Annotated in this window: 15 protein-coding genes; 6 read left to right on the top strand and 9 right to left on the bottom strand. The window is 60.3% G+C overall.

The window, feature by feature from the left end; all coding sequences use genetic code 11:
- Positions 1-362: 362 nt before the first annotated feature.
- The 4 genes from folE2 to IEV40_RS13190 are packed head-to-tail and all read right to left on the bottom strand — an operon-like array spanning position 363 to position 4234.
- On the bottom strand, positions 363-1169 hold the full coding sequence (folE2, locus tag IEV40_RS13205) for a GTP cyclohydrolase FolE2 (RefSeq protein WP_188422548.1): 807 nt from the start codon (positions 1167-1169) through the stop codon (positions 363-365).
- A gap of 44 nt (positions 1170-1213) precedes the next feature.
- A complete protein-coding gene (gene dxs / locus IEV40_RS13200) occupies positions 1214-3085 on the bottom strand; it encodes a 1-deoxy-D-xylulose-5-phosphate synthase (RefSeq protein WP_188422547.1) in 1872 nt (623 codons plus the stop codon).
- Between the two features lies 1 nt (position 3086).
- On the bottom strand, positions 3087-3971 hold the full coding sequence (locus tag IEV40_RS13195) for a polyprenyl synthetase family protein (protein ID WP_371870063.1): 885 nt from the start codon (positions 3969-3971) through the stop codon (positions 3087-3089).
- 5 nt (positions 3972-3976) lie between these two features.
- Positions 3977-4234: an exodeoxyribonuclease VII small subunit gene (locus IEV40_RS13190; protein WP_188422542.1), complete on the bottom strand. Its 258-nt coding sequence runs from the start codon at positions 4232-4234 to the stop codon at positions 3977-3979.
- 379 nt (positions 4235-4613) lie between these two features.
- Between IEV40_RS13190 and IEV40_RS13185 the strand changes: the two genes are divergently transcribed.
- From IEV40_RS13185 to IEV40_RS13175, 3 genes are all read left to right on the top strand, one after another.
- Positions 4614-5714, top strand: a complete 1101-nt coding sequence (locus IEV40_RS13185; RefSeq protein ID WP_188422540.1) for an aromatic ring-hydroxylating oxygenase subunit alpha — start codon at positions 4614-4616, stop codon at positions 5712-5714.
- Between the two features lie 96 nt (positions 5715-5810).
- Positions 5811-6737, top strand: a complete 927-nt coding sequence (locus tag IEV40_RS13180) for a DMT family transporter (RefSeq protein ID WP_188422538.1) — start codon at positions 5811-5813, stop codon at positions 6735-6737.
- Between the two features lie 76 nt (positions 6738-6813).
- Positions 6814-7668 carry a sulfurtransferase gene (locus tag IEV40_RS13175; protein WP_188422536.1) on the top strand — a complete coding sequence of 285 codons (855 nt, stop codon included), beginning with the start codon at positions 6814-6816 and terminating at the stop codon, positions 7666-7668.
- A gap of 26 nt (positions 7669-7694) precedes the next feature.
- Here the strand turns inward: IEV40_RS13175 and IEV40_RS13170 are convergent, their stop codons facing one another.
- From IEV40_RS13170 to polA, 3 genes are all read right to left on the bottom strand, one after another.
- The gene (locus tag IEV40_RS13170; protein ID WP_188422745.1) at positions 7695-8447 is read right to left on the bottom strand and encodes a ZIP family metal transporter; all 753 of its coding nucleotides are present in this window, start codon (positions 8445-8447) and stop codon (positions 7695-7697) included.
- 173 nt (positions 8448-8620) lie between these two features.
- The gene (locus IEV40_RS13165) at positions 8621-9505 is read right to left on the bottom strand and encodes a dienelactone hydrolase family protein (protein ID WP_188422533.1); all 885 of its coding nucleotides are present in this window, start codon (positions 9503-9505) and stop codon (positions 8621-8623) included.
- A 149-nt stretch (positions 9506-9654) separates the two neighbouring features.
- On the bottom strand, positions 9655-12414 hold the full coding sequence (gene polA, locus IEV40_RS13160) for a DNA polymerase I (protein ID WP_188422532.1): 2760 nt from the start codon (positions 12412-12414) through the stop codon (positions 9655-9657).
- 358 nt (positions 12415-12772) lie between these two features.
- Here polA and IEV40_RS13155 point away from each other — a divergent pair, with 358 nt between their 5' ends.
- The 3 genes from IEV40_RS13155 to IEV40_RS13145 all read left to right on the top strand — a co-directional run bounded on the left by IEV40_RS13155 (position 12773) and on the right by IEV40_RS13145 (position 14899).
- Positions 12773-13069: a hypothetical protein gene (locus tag IEV40_RS13155; protein WP_229724137.1), complete on the top strand. Its 297-nt coding sequence runs from the start codon at positions 12773-12775 to the stop codon at positions 13067-13069.
- 85 nt (positions 13070-13154) lie between these two features.
- Positions 13155-14123, top strand: a complete 969-nt coding sequence (locus IEV40_RS13150; protein ID WP_188422528.1) for a homoserine kinase — start codon at positions 13155-13157, stop codon at positions 14121-14123.
- Positions 14123-14899: a BPSS1780 family membrane protein gene (locus tag IEV40_RS13145; protein WP_188422526.1), complete on the top strand. Its 777-nt coding sequence runs from the start codon at positions 14123-14125 to the stop codon at positions 14897-14899. The genes IEV40_RS13150 and IEV40_RS13145 overlap by 1 nt, the downstream gene beginning before the upstream one ends.
- A 29-nt stretch (positions 14900-14928) precedes the next feature.
- On the opposite strand, the gene IEV40_RS13140 is transcribed toward IEV40_RS13145, so the two are convergent.
- Together IEV40_RS13140 and IEV40_RS13135 are read right to left on the bottom strand one after the other, a co-directional pair.
- The gene (locus IEV40_RS13140) at positions 14929-17208 is read right to left on the bottom strand and encodes a UvrD-helicase domain-containing protein (RefSeq protein WP_188422524.1); all 2280 of its coding nucleotides are present in this window, start codon (positions 17206-17208) and stop codon (positions 14929-14931) included.
- Positions 17209-17272: 64 nt separating this feature from the next.
- Positions 17273-17464, bottom strand: a complete 192-nt coding sequence (locus tag IEV40_RS13135) for a YqaE/Pmp3 family membrane protein (protein ID WP_188422521.1) — start codon at positions 17462-17464, stop codon at positions 17273-17275.
- Between the last annotated feature and the right edge of the window lie 41 nt (positions 17465-17505).

Below are 17505 nucleotides of genomic sequence, written 5' to 3'. Positions count from 1 at the left end.
TTAGCCAATCCCGATGCCGCAGGCGAGGATTAGCGTCTTTCCCCGCTGGAGACGTTGCCAAGGCAGGCGATGATCAGACGGATAAAGGGCGCAAACATGTTTGAGCGAAGCGAGTTGGTTTGCGACCCCGGCTGATCATCGCCTGACTTGGGAACCCGCGTAGCGGGCAACGTCTTGCGGTCGCCTTTCTTTGCCTACTTTCTTTGGCGAAGCAAAGAAAGTAGGTGGCCGCCGGGCCACTCCCGGCAACCCCATTCCCCACGAAGAAACACCTTCACCAACTACAACAAAACGCAACAAGAACACCAAACAAAAATGCCGCTTAATCAAGCGGCATTCTTTTATTCAGGCAAAGCCAAACTTCACTTCACCCGCTTATCCTTTTCAATCACCGCATAAGCCGAATGATTGTGAATCGACTCGAAATTCTCCGCCTCCAACGTATAAGCCAGCACACCAGCCTCGTTGTTCAGCATCACCGCCACATCCCGCACCAGATCCTCGACGAACTTCGGATTGTCATACGCACGCTCGGTCACATACTTCTCATCCGGCCGCTTCAGCAAACCATACAGCTCGCACGAAGCCTGCGCCTCGATCTTCGCGATCAAATCCTCCACCACGAACTCGCCATCCATCAACGCGTGCACGGTGATGTGCGAACGCTGGTTGTGCGCACCGTAGGCAGAAATCTTCTTCGAGCACGGGCACAGACTGGTGACCGGCACCAGCACTTTCAGCGTGATCTCCAGCTTGCCGTTCTTCAGTTCGCCGGCCAGGCCGACTTCGTAATCCATCAGGCTCTGCACGCCGGAAACCGGCGCCGTCTTGTTGATGAAATACGGGAACGATACTTCGATACGGCCGGCGTTCGCTTCCAGCAAAGCCAGCATGTCATGCATCAGTTTGCTGAATGCAGGCACGTCCAGCGGGCCTTGCATATCTTCCAGCAGCGCGATGAAGCGCGACATGTGCGTGCCTTTCTGCTCTTCAGCCAGATGCACATACATGTTCCACGTACCGACCGATGGTTGCGTGCCGGCGGAGGTTTTGACGGTCAGCGGATAACGCACGCCTTTGACGCCGACACGCTGAATGACGATGTGACGAGTGTCCGGTGTAGCTTGCACATCGGGCATGGCGCTCAAGCCGGGATCGCGAGTATTCATGGTGAAACCTGTCCTGTCGGCACGAAGCCGAAATAAGTACTGCCTTACTGCTTGTTGTTGACGACCAGTCTTGGCTCGTCTTTGGAAAAACGTTGTCGAATCGAAGTGGCGATTCCTTTTGCATCCAGTCCGCATAGCGACAGCAGCTTGCCGGCATCGCCATGATCGATAAATTGGTCCGGCAGGCCCAGATGCAATAGCGGCTTGACAATGCCTTCTGCCGCCAGCGCTTCCGCCACGGCCGAACCGGCGCCCCCCATGATCGAACCTTCCTCGACCGTAACCAGCGCATCGTGCGTCGCGGCCAGGCGCTTGAGCAGTTCGACGTCCAGCGGCTTGACGAAACGCATGTTGGCGACTGTCGCATCCAGTTCGTCGCCTGCCGTCAGACTAGGCGCGACCATCGTGCCGAACGCCAGGATCGCGATGCCGCGTCCTTCACGGCGCACTTCGCCGGTACCCAGCGGAATCGTTTCCAGCGTCTTGTCGACTGTGACGCCGACGCCGGAGCCGCGCGGATAACGCACCGAAGCAGGACCATTGTATTGGAAAGCCGTCGAGAGCATCCGGCGGCACTCGTTTTCGTCGGACGCGGCCATGACCACCATGTTCGGAATGCAGCGCAGGTAGGCGATATCGTAGTTGCCGGCATGCGTCGCGCCATCGGCACCGACCAGACCGGAGCGATCCAGCGCGAACGTTACGTCGAGATCCTGTAGAGCAACGTCGTGGATCAGCTGATCGTAGCCGCGCTGCAGGAAGGTCGAATAGATCGCGACGACCGGCTTCAAGCCTTCGGTCGCCATGCCGCCGGCAAACGTCACTGCATGCTGCTCGGCAATGCCGACGTCGTAGTAGCGATCCGGGAAGCGACGCTCGAACTCGACCATGCCGGAGCCTTCGCGCATCGCCGGCGTGATACCGACCAGCCGCTTGTCGGCTGCCGCCATGTCGCACAGCCAGTCGCCGAACACGCTGGTGTAGGTCACCTTGGTCGTGGCGGCCGGCTTGATGCCTTCGGCCGGATCGAACTTGCCGGGGCCGTGATACAGCACAGGATCGGCCTCGGCCAGCTTGTAGCCCTGCCCCTTGCGCGTGACGACATGCAGGAACTGCGGGCCTTTCAGATGCTTCAGGTTCTGCAGCGTCGGGATCAGCGAATCGAGATCGTGGCCGTCGATCGGGCCGATGTAGTTGAAGCCGAATTCCTCGAACATGGTGGCCGGCACGATCATGCCCTTCGCATGTTCCTCGATGCGCTTCGCCAGTTCACGCACCGGCGCCGGCAGTACACTCTTGCCGACGTTCTTTGCGGCGGCGTAAAACTGGCCGGACAGCAGGCGTGCCAGATAACGGTTCAACGCACCGACCGGCGGCGAGATCGACATGTCGTTGTCGTTGAGCACGACCAGCAGGTTGATGTCGTCATGGACGCCGGCATTGTTCAATGCCTCGAATGCCATGCCGGCCGTCATCGCACCGTCGCCGATGACGGCAATCGCGTGGCGCTGCTCGCCCTTGGTCTTGGCTGCCAGCGCCATGCCGAGCGCGGCCGAAATCGACGTCGACGAATGCGCGGTGCCGAAGGTGTCGTATTTGCTTTCCTCGCGGCGCGGGAAACCCGAAATGCCGTCCAGCTGGCGCAGCGAATGCATGCGGTCGCGACGACCGGTCAGGATCTTGTGCGGATAGGTTTGATGGCCCACATCCCAGACGATGCGATCTTCCGGCGTATTGAAGATGGCGTGCAAGGCGATCGTCAGCTCGACGGTGCCGAGATTGGACGACAGATGCCCGCCGGTCTTCGATACCGATTCCAGCACGTAGGCGCGCAGTTCGTCGGCCAACTGTTTCAGTTGCTGGCGCGACAGTTTCCGGACGTCCGCCGGGTCGTTGATAGTCTGAAGCAAATCCATGCTATGCCTTCCGCTGCACGATCAGGTCTGCGAGTTCGCGCAGACGCCGTGCTTTTTCTCCGAATGGTTGCAGTGCGCGATGGGCATCGACACACAGTTGTTCCGCCAGTGCACGCGACTGCTCGAGGCCGAGGATAGACACGTACGTCGGCTTGTTGTCTGCCGCATCCTTGCCGGCCGTCTTGCCGAGCGTGGCCGAATCAGCCGTTGCATCCAGCACGTCGTCGACCACCTGGAACGCCAGGCCGGTCGCCGCCGCGTACGCATCCAGCGCCGCCGTTTCGTCATCGTTCAGCGCCTTGCCCGCCAATGCCCCCAGCAGCACTGATACGCGCAACAGTGCGCCCGTCTTCAGTTGGTGCATGCGTTCCAGTTCTTCCAGCGTCAGTTGCAAGCCGACGCTATCGAGATCGATCGCCTGCCCGCCGCACATGCCGAGCGAACCCGATGCTTGCGCCAGCAGGCGCACCATCGCCAGCTGCCGCTCCGGCGGCAGATTGCCGGAAGACAGCACATCGAATGCCTGCGACTGCAACGCATCGCCGACCAGCAGCGCGCACGCTTCGTCGTACTGCACATGCACGGTCGGCTTGCCGCGGCGCAGCGCGTCGTCGTCCATGCACGGCATGTCGTCATGCACCAGCGAGTATGCGTGAATCATTTCGACGGCAGCAGCCGCGCGCTGCAGTTCGCGCGCATCGGCATCGAACAGCGCGCCGGCCGCATGCACCAGCAGCGGACGCACGCGCTTGCCGCCGTCCAGTACCGCGTAGTGCATGGCTTCATGCAGGCGCACCGGAATCTGTTGTGTAGCCGGCAGATGACGCAGCAAGGCGTCTTCCATTTCCGCCTGCACCGCTTTCATCCATTGATCGAACGATGGCATCGTCGTCATTCATCCGCTCCGGCGGAATCCGCGCTGAAAGGCTTCAGCATCTCGCCTTCCAGCACCTTGACCTGGCTGTCGACCTTCTCCAGCTGCGCGGCGCAATACTTGACCAATTCCGAACCGCGCTTGTACGCGGCGACCGACGCTTCCAGCGGCAGCTCGCCCGCTTCCATGCGCGCAACCAGTTGTTCGAGTTCCGCCATCGCTTCTTCGAACGATGACGGCTGCATTTCGGCAGAAGCGGACTGTTTTTTTGACATGACGACCGGAAAAAGGTTTAGCCCGTTATTTTAGTGCAATCCACCCGATACGGCTGGCAAAACACCCTTCAACCATCCGCATTGGACATCCTGAAGGAAACCCGAATTGAAAAACGATGCCTGAAGTGCCATGTTGCACTGGCGCACCAGCGAAGCCGCGTGCCGAATTTCCTGCGATGAAACGTTTTGTTTTTGCCAACCAAACCGCTTGAAAACAGCGGTTTCCCTGGTTCAACAATGTCTGCAGGGTAGCCCGCGAGGGGTGCTTCGGCTATAATCTGCGGTTCTGTCCAAAATTGCCCTCTTCACTTCGTTTGAACTTGGTTTTTGCGGATTCTTTCTCTCTTAGGTTGGTGCAAATTAATTTGGGGGTAGGGGAATGTCCGATCTGGCTAGTCTCGCCAAACTGGCGCGCTCGAACGCGCAACTTCCTGTCAACGTCTATTTCGACGACGCGCTCCTGCAGCGCGAAAATCAGCAGCTGTTCCTGAAGGGCCCGCGCTACGCCGGTCACGAACTGATGGTGCCGAACGTCGGCGACTACGCCACGCTCGCCTGGGAAAACGAAGGTCGCATGCTGGTGCGCAACCAGCAAGGCATCGAATTGCTGTCCAATGTCTGCCGTCATCGCCAGGCCAAGATGTTCGACGGCCGCGGCAATGCCAACACACTGGTGTGCCCGCTGCATCGCTGGACCTACGATCTGAAGGGCGAACTGATCGGCGCGCCGCATTTCGGCGAAACGCCGTGCCTGAACCTGTCGAAAACACCGCTGCAAAGCTGGAACGGCCTGCTGTTCGAACGCAACGGCGTCGATGTCGCGCAGATCCTGTCCAGGCTCAGCGTGACCAAGGATCTCGATTTCAGCGGCTACATGCTGGACCACGTCGAAGTGCACGACTGCGATTACAACTGGAAAACCTTCATCGAAGTCTATCTGGAGGATTACCACGTCGAACCCTTCCATCCGGGCCTGGGCAACTTCGTCACCTGCGACGATCTGCGCTGGGAATTCGGCGAGCACTACAGCGTACAGACCGTCGGCGTGAACCACGCGCTGTCGAAATCGGGCTCGGCCGCCTACAAGAAATGGCAGGAAGCCGTGCTCAACTACCGCAACGGCGAAGCGCCGCCCTACGGCGCGATCTGGCTGACGCTGTATCCGAACATCATGGTCGAGTGGTATCCGCACGTGCTGGTAGTCTCGACGCTGTGGCCGATGGGGCCGCAAAAGACGCGCAACGTCGTCGAGTTCTACTATCCGGAAGAGATCGTGCTGTTCGAGCGCGAATTTGTCGAAGCCGAACGCGCGGCCTACATGGAAACCTGCGAGGAAGACGACGAGATCGCGCTGCGCATGGATGCCGGCCGCAAGATCCTGCTCGAGCGCGGCGTCAACGAAGTCGGCCCATACCAGTCGCCGATGGAAGACGGCATGCAGCACTTCCACGAATGGTATCGCCGCCATCTGGACGTCTGAATTCGCAAAACTGATTCGCGCAACTTGTAATCGATCTACCGGGCTGGCTCCATCGCGACCAGCCCGGTTTTAATTTTTCTCTGCCTTTTCTTCATCATGCAATCGCTCTGGATGCTGTTCGCCACCTTCGCCTTTTCCATCATGGGCGTCTGCGTGAAACTCGCATCCGATACCTATTCGGTCGCCGAAATCATCCTGTACCGCGGCGTCATCGGCGTGGTCTTCATCTACTGCCTGATCCTGCGCCAGGGCGGCACGCTGAAGACGCATCTGTTCTGGCAGCATCTGTGGCGCTGCGCGGTCGGCACGACGGCGCTGTGGCTGTGGTTCATCGCGATCGGCCTGCTGCCGCTGGCCACCGCGATGACGCTGAACTACATGGCACCGATCTGGATTTCGGCCGTGCTGTTCGTTGCCGCCTGGCATGGCGGCAGGCATCGTTTCGAGTGGGGACTGACGGCGGCCATTCTCGCCAGCTTCGTCGGCGTGACATTGCTGCTGCGTCCGTCCATCCATCAGGACGAATGGCTGGGCGGCATTGTCGGCCTCTGCTCCGGCGCCTTGTCCGCACTCGCCTATCTGCAGGTGCGCAAGCTCGGCCAGCTGGGCGAACCGGAGTCGCGCGTGGTCTTCTATTTTTCCGCAACCGGCATGCTGGCCGGATTCTTCGGCTGCCTGTTCGGCGCCGGCGTACATGGCGAACCGATCGACCTGTTCCGCGCACACACGACACAAGGCCTGGCGCTGCTGATCGCGATCGGCGTGCTGGCCGCGCTTGCACAGATGGCGATGACGCGCGCCTATCGCCTCGGCAACACGCTACTCACCGCAAACCTGCAATACACGGGCATCGTCTTCGCCAGCTTGTGGGGCATCCTGATCTGGAGCGACGCACTCAGCATCACTGGCTGGTTCGGTATCGCAATAATCGTCGCCAGCGGTATCGTCGCAACGTTCTACAATATCCGCAGCACGGCTACCGCCAAGGCACTGCCTGTCGATCCAATCGCCGCCGAAGTGTGAGCGGAGGATCGGCGCTCTCCAGGCGCACATCACGCCCATAGCACGCCCACATCACACCCAAAATCGCGAGGAATACATGACATACACGACGCTGATTTCCGCCGCCGAACTGGCCGAACACATCTTCGATCCGAACTGGGTCATCCTCGATTGCCGCCATGACCTGACGAATCCGGACGCCGGTCGCAACGCCTATGACGAAGGCCATCTGCCGAATGCGCAATTCGCCGATCTCGACGACGAACTGGCCGGCAGCAAGACCGACGCCGCCGGTAAATTCCGCGGCCGCCATCCGCTGCCGGAGCGCGCCGACTTTCTCGATACGCTGCGCCGCTGGGGCATCAGCGACGACACGCAGGTCGTCACCTACGATGCGCACGGCGGCATGTTCGCTGCACGCGTCTGGTGGATGCTGCGTTGGGCCGGCCATGCGAACGTCGCGGTGCTGGACGGCGGCGTACCGGCGTGGCTGGCGCACGGCATGTTCCTGTCCGTCGAACCGTCGTCGCGCACTATGGGATCGTTGAGCGATCGGCCGTCGCTGGTTGCAACCGTCACGGCCGACGATCTGCTGAAGAATCTGGAAGACAGGAAACGCACGATCGTCGATGCGCGTGCGCCGGACCGCTTCCGCGGCGAGAATGAAACGCTGGACCCGGTCGGCGGCCACATTCCGGGCGCGAAGAACCGCTTCTTCAAGGACAACCTGCAGGCAGACGGCCGTTTCAAGCCGGCAACGGAATTGCGTGCGACGTTTGAACAGTTGATCGGCAAACCCGAGGATGCCGTCATGCAGTGCGGCTCCGGCGTGACCGCCTGCCACAATCTGCTGGCGATGGAAGTCGCCGGCCTGCAAGGCGCGGCGCTGTATCCGGGTTCGTGGAGCGAATGGTGCGCCGATCCGTCGCGTCCGACTGCGACCGGCGAATGACGTCGGAGTGACGTCGGCGAATAACGTCAATGCGTGGCGCGGGTCAGGAACAGCACGATCGCCACGCCGAGCGCGATCAGCACGATCTGCGGAATCGTCTCGCGCAACGTCGCACGGCGCTGCATCTGCGGCATCAGATCGCTGACGGCGATGTAAATAAATCCTGATGACGCAAATACCAGCACGTACGGAATCCACTGCTGGGCACGATCCAGCGTCAGGTAGCCGATCAATCCGCCGACGACTGCCGTCAAACCGGAAATGATGTTGTACGCATAGGCACGACGGCGCGAGAAGCCGGCATTCAGCAGCACGATGAAATCGCCGATCTCCTGCGGAATTTCATGCGCGATGATCGCCAGACCGGTCAGGATGCCGAGATGCGGATCGGCGAGAAAAGCTGCCGCGATCAGGATGCCGTCGGTGAAATTGTGCAGGCTGTCGCCGACCAGAATCATCCAGCCGGCCGCACCGGCTTCCTGCGCATCGTGGCCATGCGCATGGCCGTGGCCATCGTCTTCGTGATGATGCGAGTGGCGCAGGATCGCAAATTTCTCCAGCAGGAAAAAACCCAGCAAACCGCCCAGCAATACGGCGAACAGCACATGCGTATCGGCCTGCGATTCGAAGGCTTCCGGCAAGGCGTGCAGCAGCGACGTCGCCAGCAGGATGCCGACCGACAGGCTGACCATGCGTTCGACGAGTCGGGAAAGGAAGGAAAACGAAAACAGCGCAGCCGCGGAAATGCTGAAGACGCCTGAAATTGCGGTCGTCAACAGGATGGATAAAAGCGTGGAATTGATTTTCGGCCTCGGCTAAATGCAACAACGTTGCAAATTAAAGCATATCCGATTATTCCCGGCAAACGAAAAATGAAAAACGCGACCGCATGCGGCCGCGTTGTTGCGCAATTCGCTCGTATTTCGTCCGTCTTGTCCGTGCTTTGTCCGAATCAAGCCACGCCGTGCGTCTTGAACCAGGCAATGCAGCGTTTCCAGCCTTCCTTCGCATCGGCCTCGACATAGCTCGGACGATAATCGGCATGGAAGGCATGGCCGGCATCCGGAAACAGCACGAACTCGGAACCGCTCTTGCCGTTCGCCAGCGCATCCTGCATCTGCACCACGGTCGACACCGGAATCCCGCCATCCTTTGCACCATACAGGCCAAGAATAGGCGTCTTCAAACCGGCGGCGATATCGATAGGATGATGCGGCGTGCGCGGCGTGTTGTCGCCGACCAGGCGGCCGTACCAGGCGACGCCCGCCTTGACCTGCGGATTGTGCGCCGCGTACAGCCAGGTGATGCGGCCGCCCCAGCAGAAACCCGTGATACCCAGCTTTGCGGTATTGCCGCCGTTGGCCTTGGCCCAGGCGACGACTGCATCCAGATCGTTCATCACCTGGTTGTCCGGCACCTTGGAAATGATTTCCTTCTGCAATTCGGCGATCGACTGGTATTTGCCCGGATCGCCTTCGCGCACGAACAGGTTGGGCGCCAGCGCCAGATAGCCGAGCTTGGCGAAGCGGCGCGCGACGTCGGCGATGTACTCGTGCACGCCAAAGATTTCGGAGATCACCAGCACCACTGGCAACCCGGTCTTGCCTTCCGGTTGCGCGCGATAGACCGGCACATCCTGTCCGTTCACCTTCACGCTGAACTGGCCGACCGACAAACCCGCAGCATCGGTCTTGATCACACTCTGTGCGGCGACCGGCATCACGGCTGCGGCAAAGCCGGTGCCCAATGCGGTCTTCAGGAAATCGCGGCGATCGACACCGTCGGACAAACCCGTCTTCGCAACCAGGCTATCGAAGTCTTCTTTCAGATCGTTCATGAAATCTCTCCTGCAAGGATGATGGCTTGGGCCGCCATCCCGCATGCGCAAGACGGCGGATGAAAATCAATCTGGACGGGACTCGTGCGATGTCATCGGATTCCAATCGACGCCAGACTATCCAGGCAGTCAGATCGCCGATACCGTCATCAATGCGCCTCATCCCAGTTCTTACCGACGCCGACCTCGGCGATCAGCGGCACCTTCAACGACGCGACATTACGCATCAGTTCCGGCAATTTCTCCTTGATCAGCACCAGCTCGCTCTCCGGCACTTCCAGCACCAGTTCGTCGTGCACCTGCATGATCATTCTGGACTGCAGTTTCTCCTTTTCCAGCCAATCCTGCACGGCGATCATCGACAGCTTGATCAGGTCGGCCGCCGTGCCCTGCATAGGCGCATTGATTGCGGCACGTTCCGCTGCCTGGCGGCGCGGGCCGTTCGGTGAATTGATTTCCGGCAGCCACAGGCGGCGGCCGAATACCGTGCTGACGTAGCCGCGCGCTTTCGCTTCCATCCGCGTTTCGTCCATATAGCGTTTGACGCCGGCGAAACGATAGAAATATTTCTCGATGTAACTCTGCGCAGCAGCACGCTCGATGCCGAGGTTGCCGGCAAGGCCGAACGCGCTCATGCCGTAGATCAGGCCGAAGTTGATGACCTTCGCATAGCGGCGCTGCTCGCTTTCCACCGCGTCGCGTTCGATGCCGAAAATTTCCGCAGCGGTTGCACGATGGATGTCCTCGCCCTCGGCAAACGCGCGCAGCATGTTTTCGTCACCGGAAATGTGCGCCATGATGCGCAATTCGATCTGCGAATAGTCGGCCGATACGATCACGCAGCCCGGCGGCGCGATGAAGGCTTCGCGGATGCGGCGCCCTTCCGCAGTACGGATCGGAATGTTCTGCAGATTCGGATCGTTGGAGGCCAGTCGTCCCGTCACCGCGATCGCCTGGCCGTAGGTCGTATGCACGCGGCCGGTCTTCGAATTGACCATGCGCGGCAGCTTGTCGGTATAGGTCGATTTCAGTTTCGACAGGCCGCGATAGTCGAGCAGCACCTTCGGCAACGGATAATCCTCGGCCAGCTTCTGCAGCACCTCTTCGTCGGTCGACGGCGCGCCGGACGGCGTTTTCTTGACGACCGGCAGTTGCAGGCGTTCGAAGAAGATTTCGCCGATCTGCTTCGGCGAATTCAGATTGAACGGTTGGCCTGCCAGATCGTAGGCCGTCTTCTCGATATCCAGCATGCGACGGCCGAGTTCGTTCGATTGCGTATTGAGCAGATCGGCATCGATCAGCACGCCGTTGCGTTCCATCTTCTGCAGCACGATGGACGTCGGCAGTTCGATCTTTTCGTAGACGTAAGTCAGTCCCTGATCGTCGGCCACATGCGGCCACATCGTGCGATGCAGCTCGAACGTGATCTCCGCATCCTCCGCCGCATACTCGGTAGCGCGTGCGATGTCGACCTGATCGAAGCACAGCTGCGAGGCGCCCTTGCCGCAGACGTCGGTATACGGAATCGTCTTGCGGTTCAGGTGGCGCAACGCAAGGCTGTCCATGTCGTGGCTGCGATGCGATTCGAAGACATACGATTCCAGCATCGTGTCGTGCCGGATGCCGCGCAGCGTGATGCCATAGTTGGCGAAGATGTGGCTGTCGTATTTCAGATGCTGGCCGACCTTGGGCTTGCCGTCGTCTTCCAGCCAGTTACGCAATCTGTTCAGCACGGCATTGCGTTCCAGCTGCACCGGTGCATCCTGATAACGGTGCGCGACCGGAATGTAGCAGGCGATGCCCGGCTCGCAGCACAGCGAGATGCCGACCAGTTCTGCCTGCATCGCATCCAGCGAGGTCGTTTCGGTATCGACTGCCGTCAGTTCGGCTGCGTCGATTTTGGCAATCCAGCGATCGAGATCGGCATCGGTCAATACAGTTTCGTACTGCAACTCCACCGTCGGCTTCGCCGCCTCATTACCGGCATCGCCGAACAGCGACCCCTGCGGCGCATCGCTGGCGCCGGATGCCGATGCATCCTTGGCCGCTTCTTCGGTCAGTTCACGCAGCCAGGTCTTGAAACCGTTGCGCTTGAAGAAGGCGATCATCGCATCGCGATCTTCCGGTTGCTGCACCAGCGATTCGACGATGGATTTCATGTGTGCCGACAGATCGCAATCGGTCTTCACCGTCACCAGCACGCGCGCCTGCGGCAGCCAGTCGAGCGCGCGGCGCAGGTTTTCGCCGACGGCGCCCTTGATATCGGCCGCATGTTCGATGACACCGTCCAGCGTTTCATATTGCGTCAGCCATTTGACGGCCGTCTTCGGGCCGACCTTGTCGACGCCCGGCACGTTGTCGACCGTATCGCCGACCAGCGTCAGATAATCGACGATGCGTTCCGGCGGCACGCCGAACTTGGCGATCACGCCGTCCTTGTCCAGCTTCTCGTTGCTCATCGTGTTGACCAGCAGCACCTGATCGTTGACCAGTTGCGCCAGATCCTTGTCGCCGGTCGAGACGATGGTCTGCATGCCCTTGGCGGCCGCCGTTACAGCCAGCGTGCCGATCACATCGTCGGCTTCGATGCCGTCCACCATCAGGATCGGCCAGCCCATCGCGCGCACCGCTTCATGGATGGGTTCGATCTGCCTGGTCAAGTCTTCCGGCATCGACGCGCGCTGCGCCTTGTAGGCCGGATACATGTCGTCGCGGAAGGTCTTGCCCTTGGCGTCGAACACGCAGGCGATATAAGCGGCGGGGTAATCCTTGCGCAGGCGGCGCAGCATGTTGATCATGCCGTAGATGGCGCCGGTCGGCGCGCCCTCGGCATTGCGCAGATCCGGCAATGCGTGAAAGGCGCGGTACAGATAGCTGGAGCCATCGACGAGTAACAGGGTCTTGTCCATGAGATACGAAAGAGAAGGGGGTTGCGCGACACGGCTATATACCGGTGCGCAATGGAAAATGCAGACGATTATGGCAGAGTTTGCCGCACCGCCATGGGCCATGCATGACAGCAAGCCATGCGGTCGAAACAAGGTCCGCAGGAATTCCTGCAGCATCCATGCGGTTTGCTACAATGAAGCATAGATTTTACGTTTCACCCATTCCATTAAATTACACGGCTTACTCGACATCATGCGCACAACCGGATTCCTGTCCCTCGTTACGCTCACTGCCGCGATTTTCGCGGCGCCCGTAGCCGTTCACGCTCAATCGGAGCAGGCAGATCCGCGTGCCAGCACGCCGCCGCCTCCGCAAACCATGACGCTGGAAGAAGGAGAAGCGCCGGCCGTGACGATCACGCCGCCGAACACCGAGAAAAAGATCACCGAGAAGAAATCGCAGGGCCGCGTAACCGAAGTCAAGGTACAGACCGGCCGTACGACGTATTACGCCTATCCGAACGATACGCCCGGCGCCATGCGCGGCGATGTGCAAAGCGGCACGTCGCGTCCGGTACAGTTCGAGATCGGCCGCTTCGGCCCGCCGTACGAACATCCGCCGGCAGCCGAACCTGCGGATGCACTGGCGCCTGCACCCGCACCGCCCACCAAGTAATTCAGTCATTCACGAACACGATCGAATAACGCACGCAAGTGCGTTATTTTTTGCTTACAGACCCGACAGATTTCCGGATTCATTCATGGCAGTATTCACCTCGGTCAGCCTCGACGAACTCTCGCAGTGGATCACGCAGTTCGATCTCGGTCGCGCACGCACGATTCGCGGCATTTCGTCCGGCATCGAAAACACCAATTTCTTCATCACGACCGACAGCGGCGAATACGTGCTGACCGTGTTCGAGAAACTCACTTTCGAGCAACTGCCGTTCTACCTGAACCTGATGCGCCATCTGGCGGACCGCGGCATCCTGGTGCCGGCGCCGATTCCAAACCGCGATGGCGCCATCATCAACACGCTGCATGGCAAGCCGGCTTCCATCGTCACCAAGCTGCACGGCGATTGCCAGTTGTCGCCGCAGCCGGTGCACTGTGCTGCCGTCGGTGCGATGCTGGCGCGCATGCATCTGGCTGCGCGCGATTTTTCCATGCAGCAGCCGAACTTGCGCGGCATCGCGTGGTGGAACGAAAACGCACCGATCGTCATGCCGTATCTGTCCGAAGCGAACAAGCAATTGCTGACGACCGAACTGGCATTCCAGAATGCGTTCGCCGTGTCGGACACGTATCGCGAATTGCAGGCCGGCCCGATCCACGCCGACCTGTTCCGCAACAACGTGATGTTCGACGGCGACCGGCTGACCGGCTTCTTCGATTTCTATTTTGCCGGCTGCGATACCTGGCTGTTCGACGTCGCCGTCACCGTCAACGACTGGTGCATCGACCTGCATACCGGCCGACTCGACATCGCCCGTGCGCGTGCGATGCTGGACGCCTATCACCGCGAACGTCCCTTCACCGCTGCCGAGCAACAGGGATGGCAGACCATGCTGCGCGCCGGTGCGCTGCGCTTCTGGCTGTCGCGGCTGTATGATTTCCACCTGCCGCGCGAGGCCGAGATGCTGACACCGCACGACCCCGCGCATTTCGAACGTATCCTGCGGTTGCGCATCGCCGATGTGCCGCCGCCTCTTTTCGATCAGAACGGATAATGGACAAACTCCCTGCAAAGACCGGCTGGCTGTGGGTCAAGGAAGGCTTCCAGATTTTCAGCAAGCGCCCGGCTGAACTGTCGACGCTGTTCTTCGGCTATTTGTTCCTGATGCTGGCCGTCGGTATCGTGCCAATCGTCGGGCAACTGCTGCCGCTGGTACTGGTGCCGCTGTTTTCAATGACGTTCATGCACGCCTGCGTGTATGTGAAGCGCGGCAAGCGCGTCTATCCCAACCTGCTGCTGGCCGGCTTCCGTTCGCCGGCGGTCGGCACGCTGTTCAAGCTCGGCGGTCTGTATCTGTTTGCGGCGACGATTGCCGCGTTTGCATCCAGCCTGATCGACGGCGGCGTCTTCTGGCAGGCCATCACCGGCCGCCTGACCGTCGATGCCGATCTGGTGCGCGATTCCAACATGACGTCGGCGATGGTCTTCGCCGCGCTGGTCTACATCCCGGCCGCGATGGCCTTCTGGTATGCGGCGCCGCTGATCAGCTGGCAGGGAATGGGCTTGAGCAAGGCGATCTTCTACAGCTTCTTCGCGGTCAAGCGTGCCGGCATGGCGTTTGCCGTGTTCGGGCTGGCGTGGGTCGGCATCGGCATGATCCTGCCAGCCTTCATCAGTTCCATCGTCGGCGCGCTGCTTGGCATGCCGGGCGCGGCTGTTTTCATCCTGCTGCCGATCTCGATGGTGATCACGGTCATCATGTACTGCTCGTTCTATCCGACCTATACGCAGCTGTTCGGCGAACCGCCGGAGCCGCTGCCAGGCGAATAAACGACAAAGCCTGCAGGCACAGCCGGCGCTCAGCCGGCAATCCTGTCCAGTTTCGCCACGCTGAGATCGAGCAGCTTCATACCGTGCCTGCCGAAGTTGATATGGGCGCGCGCACTGCCGCCGCTGCCTTCGATATTGACGATCACGCCCTCGCCGAATTTCGCATGCGCGACCGCTTCGCCGATACGCCAGCCGACATCTTTTCTACCGATACTCTGCGCGATGCGATTGTCGATTGCCGGCGCATCGTCCCATGCCGATTTCGGATTGGCGAACCAGTGATGCTGCTGCACTTTTGGCGACAGCCATTTCAGTGATTCTTCCGGCATCTCGTCGAAGAAGCGCGACTTCATGTTGTAGCGTGTCTGGCCGTGCAGCATGCGCGTCTGCGAGAAGCTGATGTACAGACGCCGGCGTGCGCGCGTGATCGCGACGTACATCAACCGCCGCTCTTCCTCGACACCGCCCTCTTCCTTCTGCGAATTCTCGTGCGGGAACAATCCCTCTTCGAGGCCGGTGATGAAAACCGCGTCGAATTCCAGACCTTTGGCCGAATGCACGGTCATCAGTTGCAAGGCATCCTGTCCGGCCTGCGCCTGGTTGTCGCCGGCTTCCAGCGACGCATGCGCGAGGAAAGCCGATAGCGGCGACATCACCGTCACCAGCGGCGCATCGGCATCGATCACTTCGATGCCGTCTTCGGTGACGATGGCCGGCCCGGCGCTGGCCTGGCTTTGCGGGCCGAGCAAGGCCGGTGCATCGAGGCCGAATCCTTCTTCCGATACGAACAAGGTCGCCGCGCTGACCAGTTGCTCCAGGTTCTCGATGCGATCCGCGCCTTCTTTCTCGTTCCGGTAGTGCGTCATCAAACCGCTGGCATCCAGCACGACCTGCACCATTTCCGGCAACGGCAGGTTTTGCGTCTCGAAACGTGCGCCTTCGATCAGCTTGACGAAAGCACCAAGCGACGTGCCGGCCTTGCCGGTGATGTAAGGCACGGCTGCATACAGCGACACGCCATATTGCTTCGCCGCATCCTGCAACTGTTCGAGCGAGCGCGCACCGATGCCGCGTGTCGGAAAATTCACCACGCGCAGGAAAGCCGAATCGTTGTGCGGGTTGTCCATCAGTTGCAGATAGGCGATCGCATGCTTGATCTCGGCGCGCTCGAAGAAGCGCTGGCCGCCGTACACGCGATACGGAATGCCGGCCGAGAACAACGCATGCTCGATCACGCGCGACTGCGCATTCGAGCGATACAGGATCGCGATCTCGTTGCGCATACTGCCTTCGGCGATCAGGCTCTTGGCTTCCTCGATGATCCACTGCGCTTCCTGCAGATCGCTGGTCGCTTCGTAGATGCGCACCGGCTCGCCGTGGCCGGCGTCGGTATGCAGGTTCTTGCCGAGGCGATTCTGATTGAACGAGATCAGCGCATTGGCGGTGTCGAGGATGTGGCCGTGCGAGCGATAGTTCTGCTCCAGCTTGATCAGGTTTTCGACCTTGAACTCGCGCTCGAACGCGATCATGTTGCCGACGTTCGCGCCGCGGAATGCATAAATGCTCTGGTCGTCGTCGCCAACCGCGAAGATCGCGTTATGCTCACCGGCCATCAACTTCAGCCAGTTGTACTGCAGGTTGTTCGTATCCTGGAATTCGTCGACGAGGATGTGGCGGAAACGATTCTGGTAATGCTCGCGCAGCGGCTGGTTGCGACTCAGCAGTTCGTAGGTGCGCAACAGCAGTTCGGCGAAATCAACCACGCCTTCGCGCTGGCATTGCTGGTCGTACAGCTCGTACAGTTCCACCATGCGGCGGTTGTAGTCGTCGAAGGCTTCGATCTGGTGCGCGCGCAGTCCGCTGTCTTTCGCGTTGTTGATGAAGTACATCAGGTTGCGTGGCGGATATTTCTCGTCGTCGATGTTGTTCGCCTTCAGCAGGCGCTTGATCGCCGACAGCTGGTCCTGCGAATCGAGAATCTGGAAGGTCTGCGGCAACGCCGCATCGCGATGGTGCGCGCGCAGCAGCCGGTTGCACAATCCGTGGAAGGTGCCGATCCACATGCCGCGCGTGTTGATCGGCAGCATCGCCGACAGCCGCGTCATCATTTCCTTGGCCGCCTTGTTGGTGAAGGTCACGGCCAGCACGCCGCCGGGCGAGACCTGCCCGGTCTGGATCAGCCACGCGATGCGCGTCGTCAGCACGCGCGTCTTGCCCGATCCGGCGCCGGCCAGGATCAATGCGGATTGCGCGGGAAGCGTGACGGCGGCGAGTTGTTCGGGATTGAGATTGTGGAGGAGATTCTGCATCCCCGGATTATAAGCCGCACGGGCTTTTCATCCGGGGCGGCTGACATCAGCGGCAGTCGGCGTTTCAGCGCTGCTGCAGGGCTTTCTCGATCTTGCGATCGGTCTTGTACTGGCTCAGCGCATACACCGACCAGATCGCGGCCGGAATCCAGCCGATCAGCGTCAGTTGCAGGATCAGGCAGACGATGCCGGCGAACGGACGGCCGATCGTGAAGAATTGCAGCCAGGGAAGAAGGATGGCGAGGATCAGGCGCATGTCGAATTCCGGAAAAAATGAAAGAAAGCGCATTCGACCAT

Source organism: Oxalicibacterium solurbis, from assembly GCF_014635845.1.
Classification (GTDB): Bacteria; Pseudomonadota; Gammaproteobacteria; order Burkholderiales; family Burkholderiaceae_D; genus Oxalicibacterium; species Oxalicibacterium solurbis.
Note: the sequence above shows the minus strand (reverse complement) of the source record. Positions and strands in the feature narration are given on the sequence as shown.

Coding starts and splice junctions, on each gene's coding strand:
- folE2 (WP_188422548.1), bottom strand. CDS start 1,169: ATGAATACTCGCGATCCCGGCTTGAGCGCCATGCCCGATGTGCAAGCT.
- dxs (WP_188422547.1), bottom strand. CDS start 3,085: ATGGATTTGCTTCAGACTATCAACGACCCGGCGGACGTCCGGAAACTG.
- IEV40_RS13195 (WP_371870063.1), bottom strand. CDS start 3,971: ATGCCATCGTTCGATCAATGGATGAAAGCGGTGCAGGCGGAAATGGAA.
- IEV40_RS13190 (WP_188422542.1), bottom strand. CDS start 4,234: ATGTCAAAAAAACAGTCCGCTTCTGCCGAAATGCAGCCGTCATCGTTC.
- IEV40_RS13185 (WP_188422540.1), top strand. CDS start 4,614: ATGTCCGATCTGGCTAGTCTCGCCAAACTGGCGCGCTCGAACGCGCAA.
- IEV40_RS13180 (WP_188422538.1), top strand. CDS start 5,811: ATGCAATCGCTCTGGATGCTGTTCGCCACCTTCGCCTTTTCCATCATG.
- IEV40_RS13175 (WP_188422536.1), top strand. CDS start 6,814: ATGACATACACGACGCTGATTTCCGCCGCCGAACTGGCCGAACACATC.
- IEV40_RS13165 (WP_188422533.1), bottom strand. CDS start 9,505: ATGAACGATCTGAAAGAAGACTTCGATAGCCTGGTTGCGAAGACGGGT.
- polA (WP_188422532.1), bottom strand. CDS start 12,414: ATGGACAAGACCCTGTTACTCGTCGATGGCTCCAGCTATCTGTACCGC.
- IEV40_RS13155 (WP_229724137.1), top strand. CDS start 12,773: ATGACGCTGGAAGAAGGAGAAGCGCCGGCCGTGACGATCACGCCGCCG.
- IEV40_RS13150 (WP_188422528.1), top strand. CDS start 13,155: ATGGCAGTATTCACCTCGGTCAGCCTCGACGAACTCTCGCAGTGGATC.
- IEV40_RS13145 (WP_188422526.1), top strand. CDS start 14,123: ATGGACAAACTCCCTGCAAAGACCGGCTGGCTGTGGGTCAAGGAAGGC.
- IEV40_RS13140 (WP_188422524.1), bottom strand. CDS start 17,208: ATGCAGAATCTCCTCCACAATCTCAATCCCGAACAACTCGCCGCCGTC.
- IEV40_RS13135 (WP_188422521.1), bottom strand. CDS start 17,464: ATGCGCCTGATCCTCGCCATCCTTCTTCCCTGGCTGCAATTCTTCACG.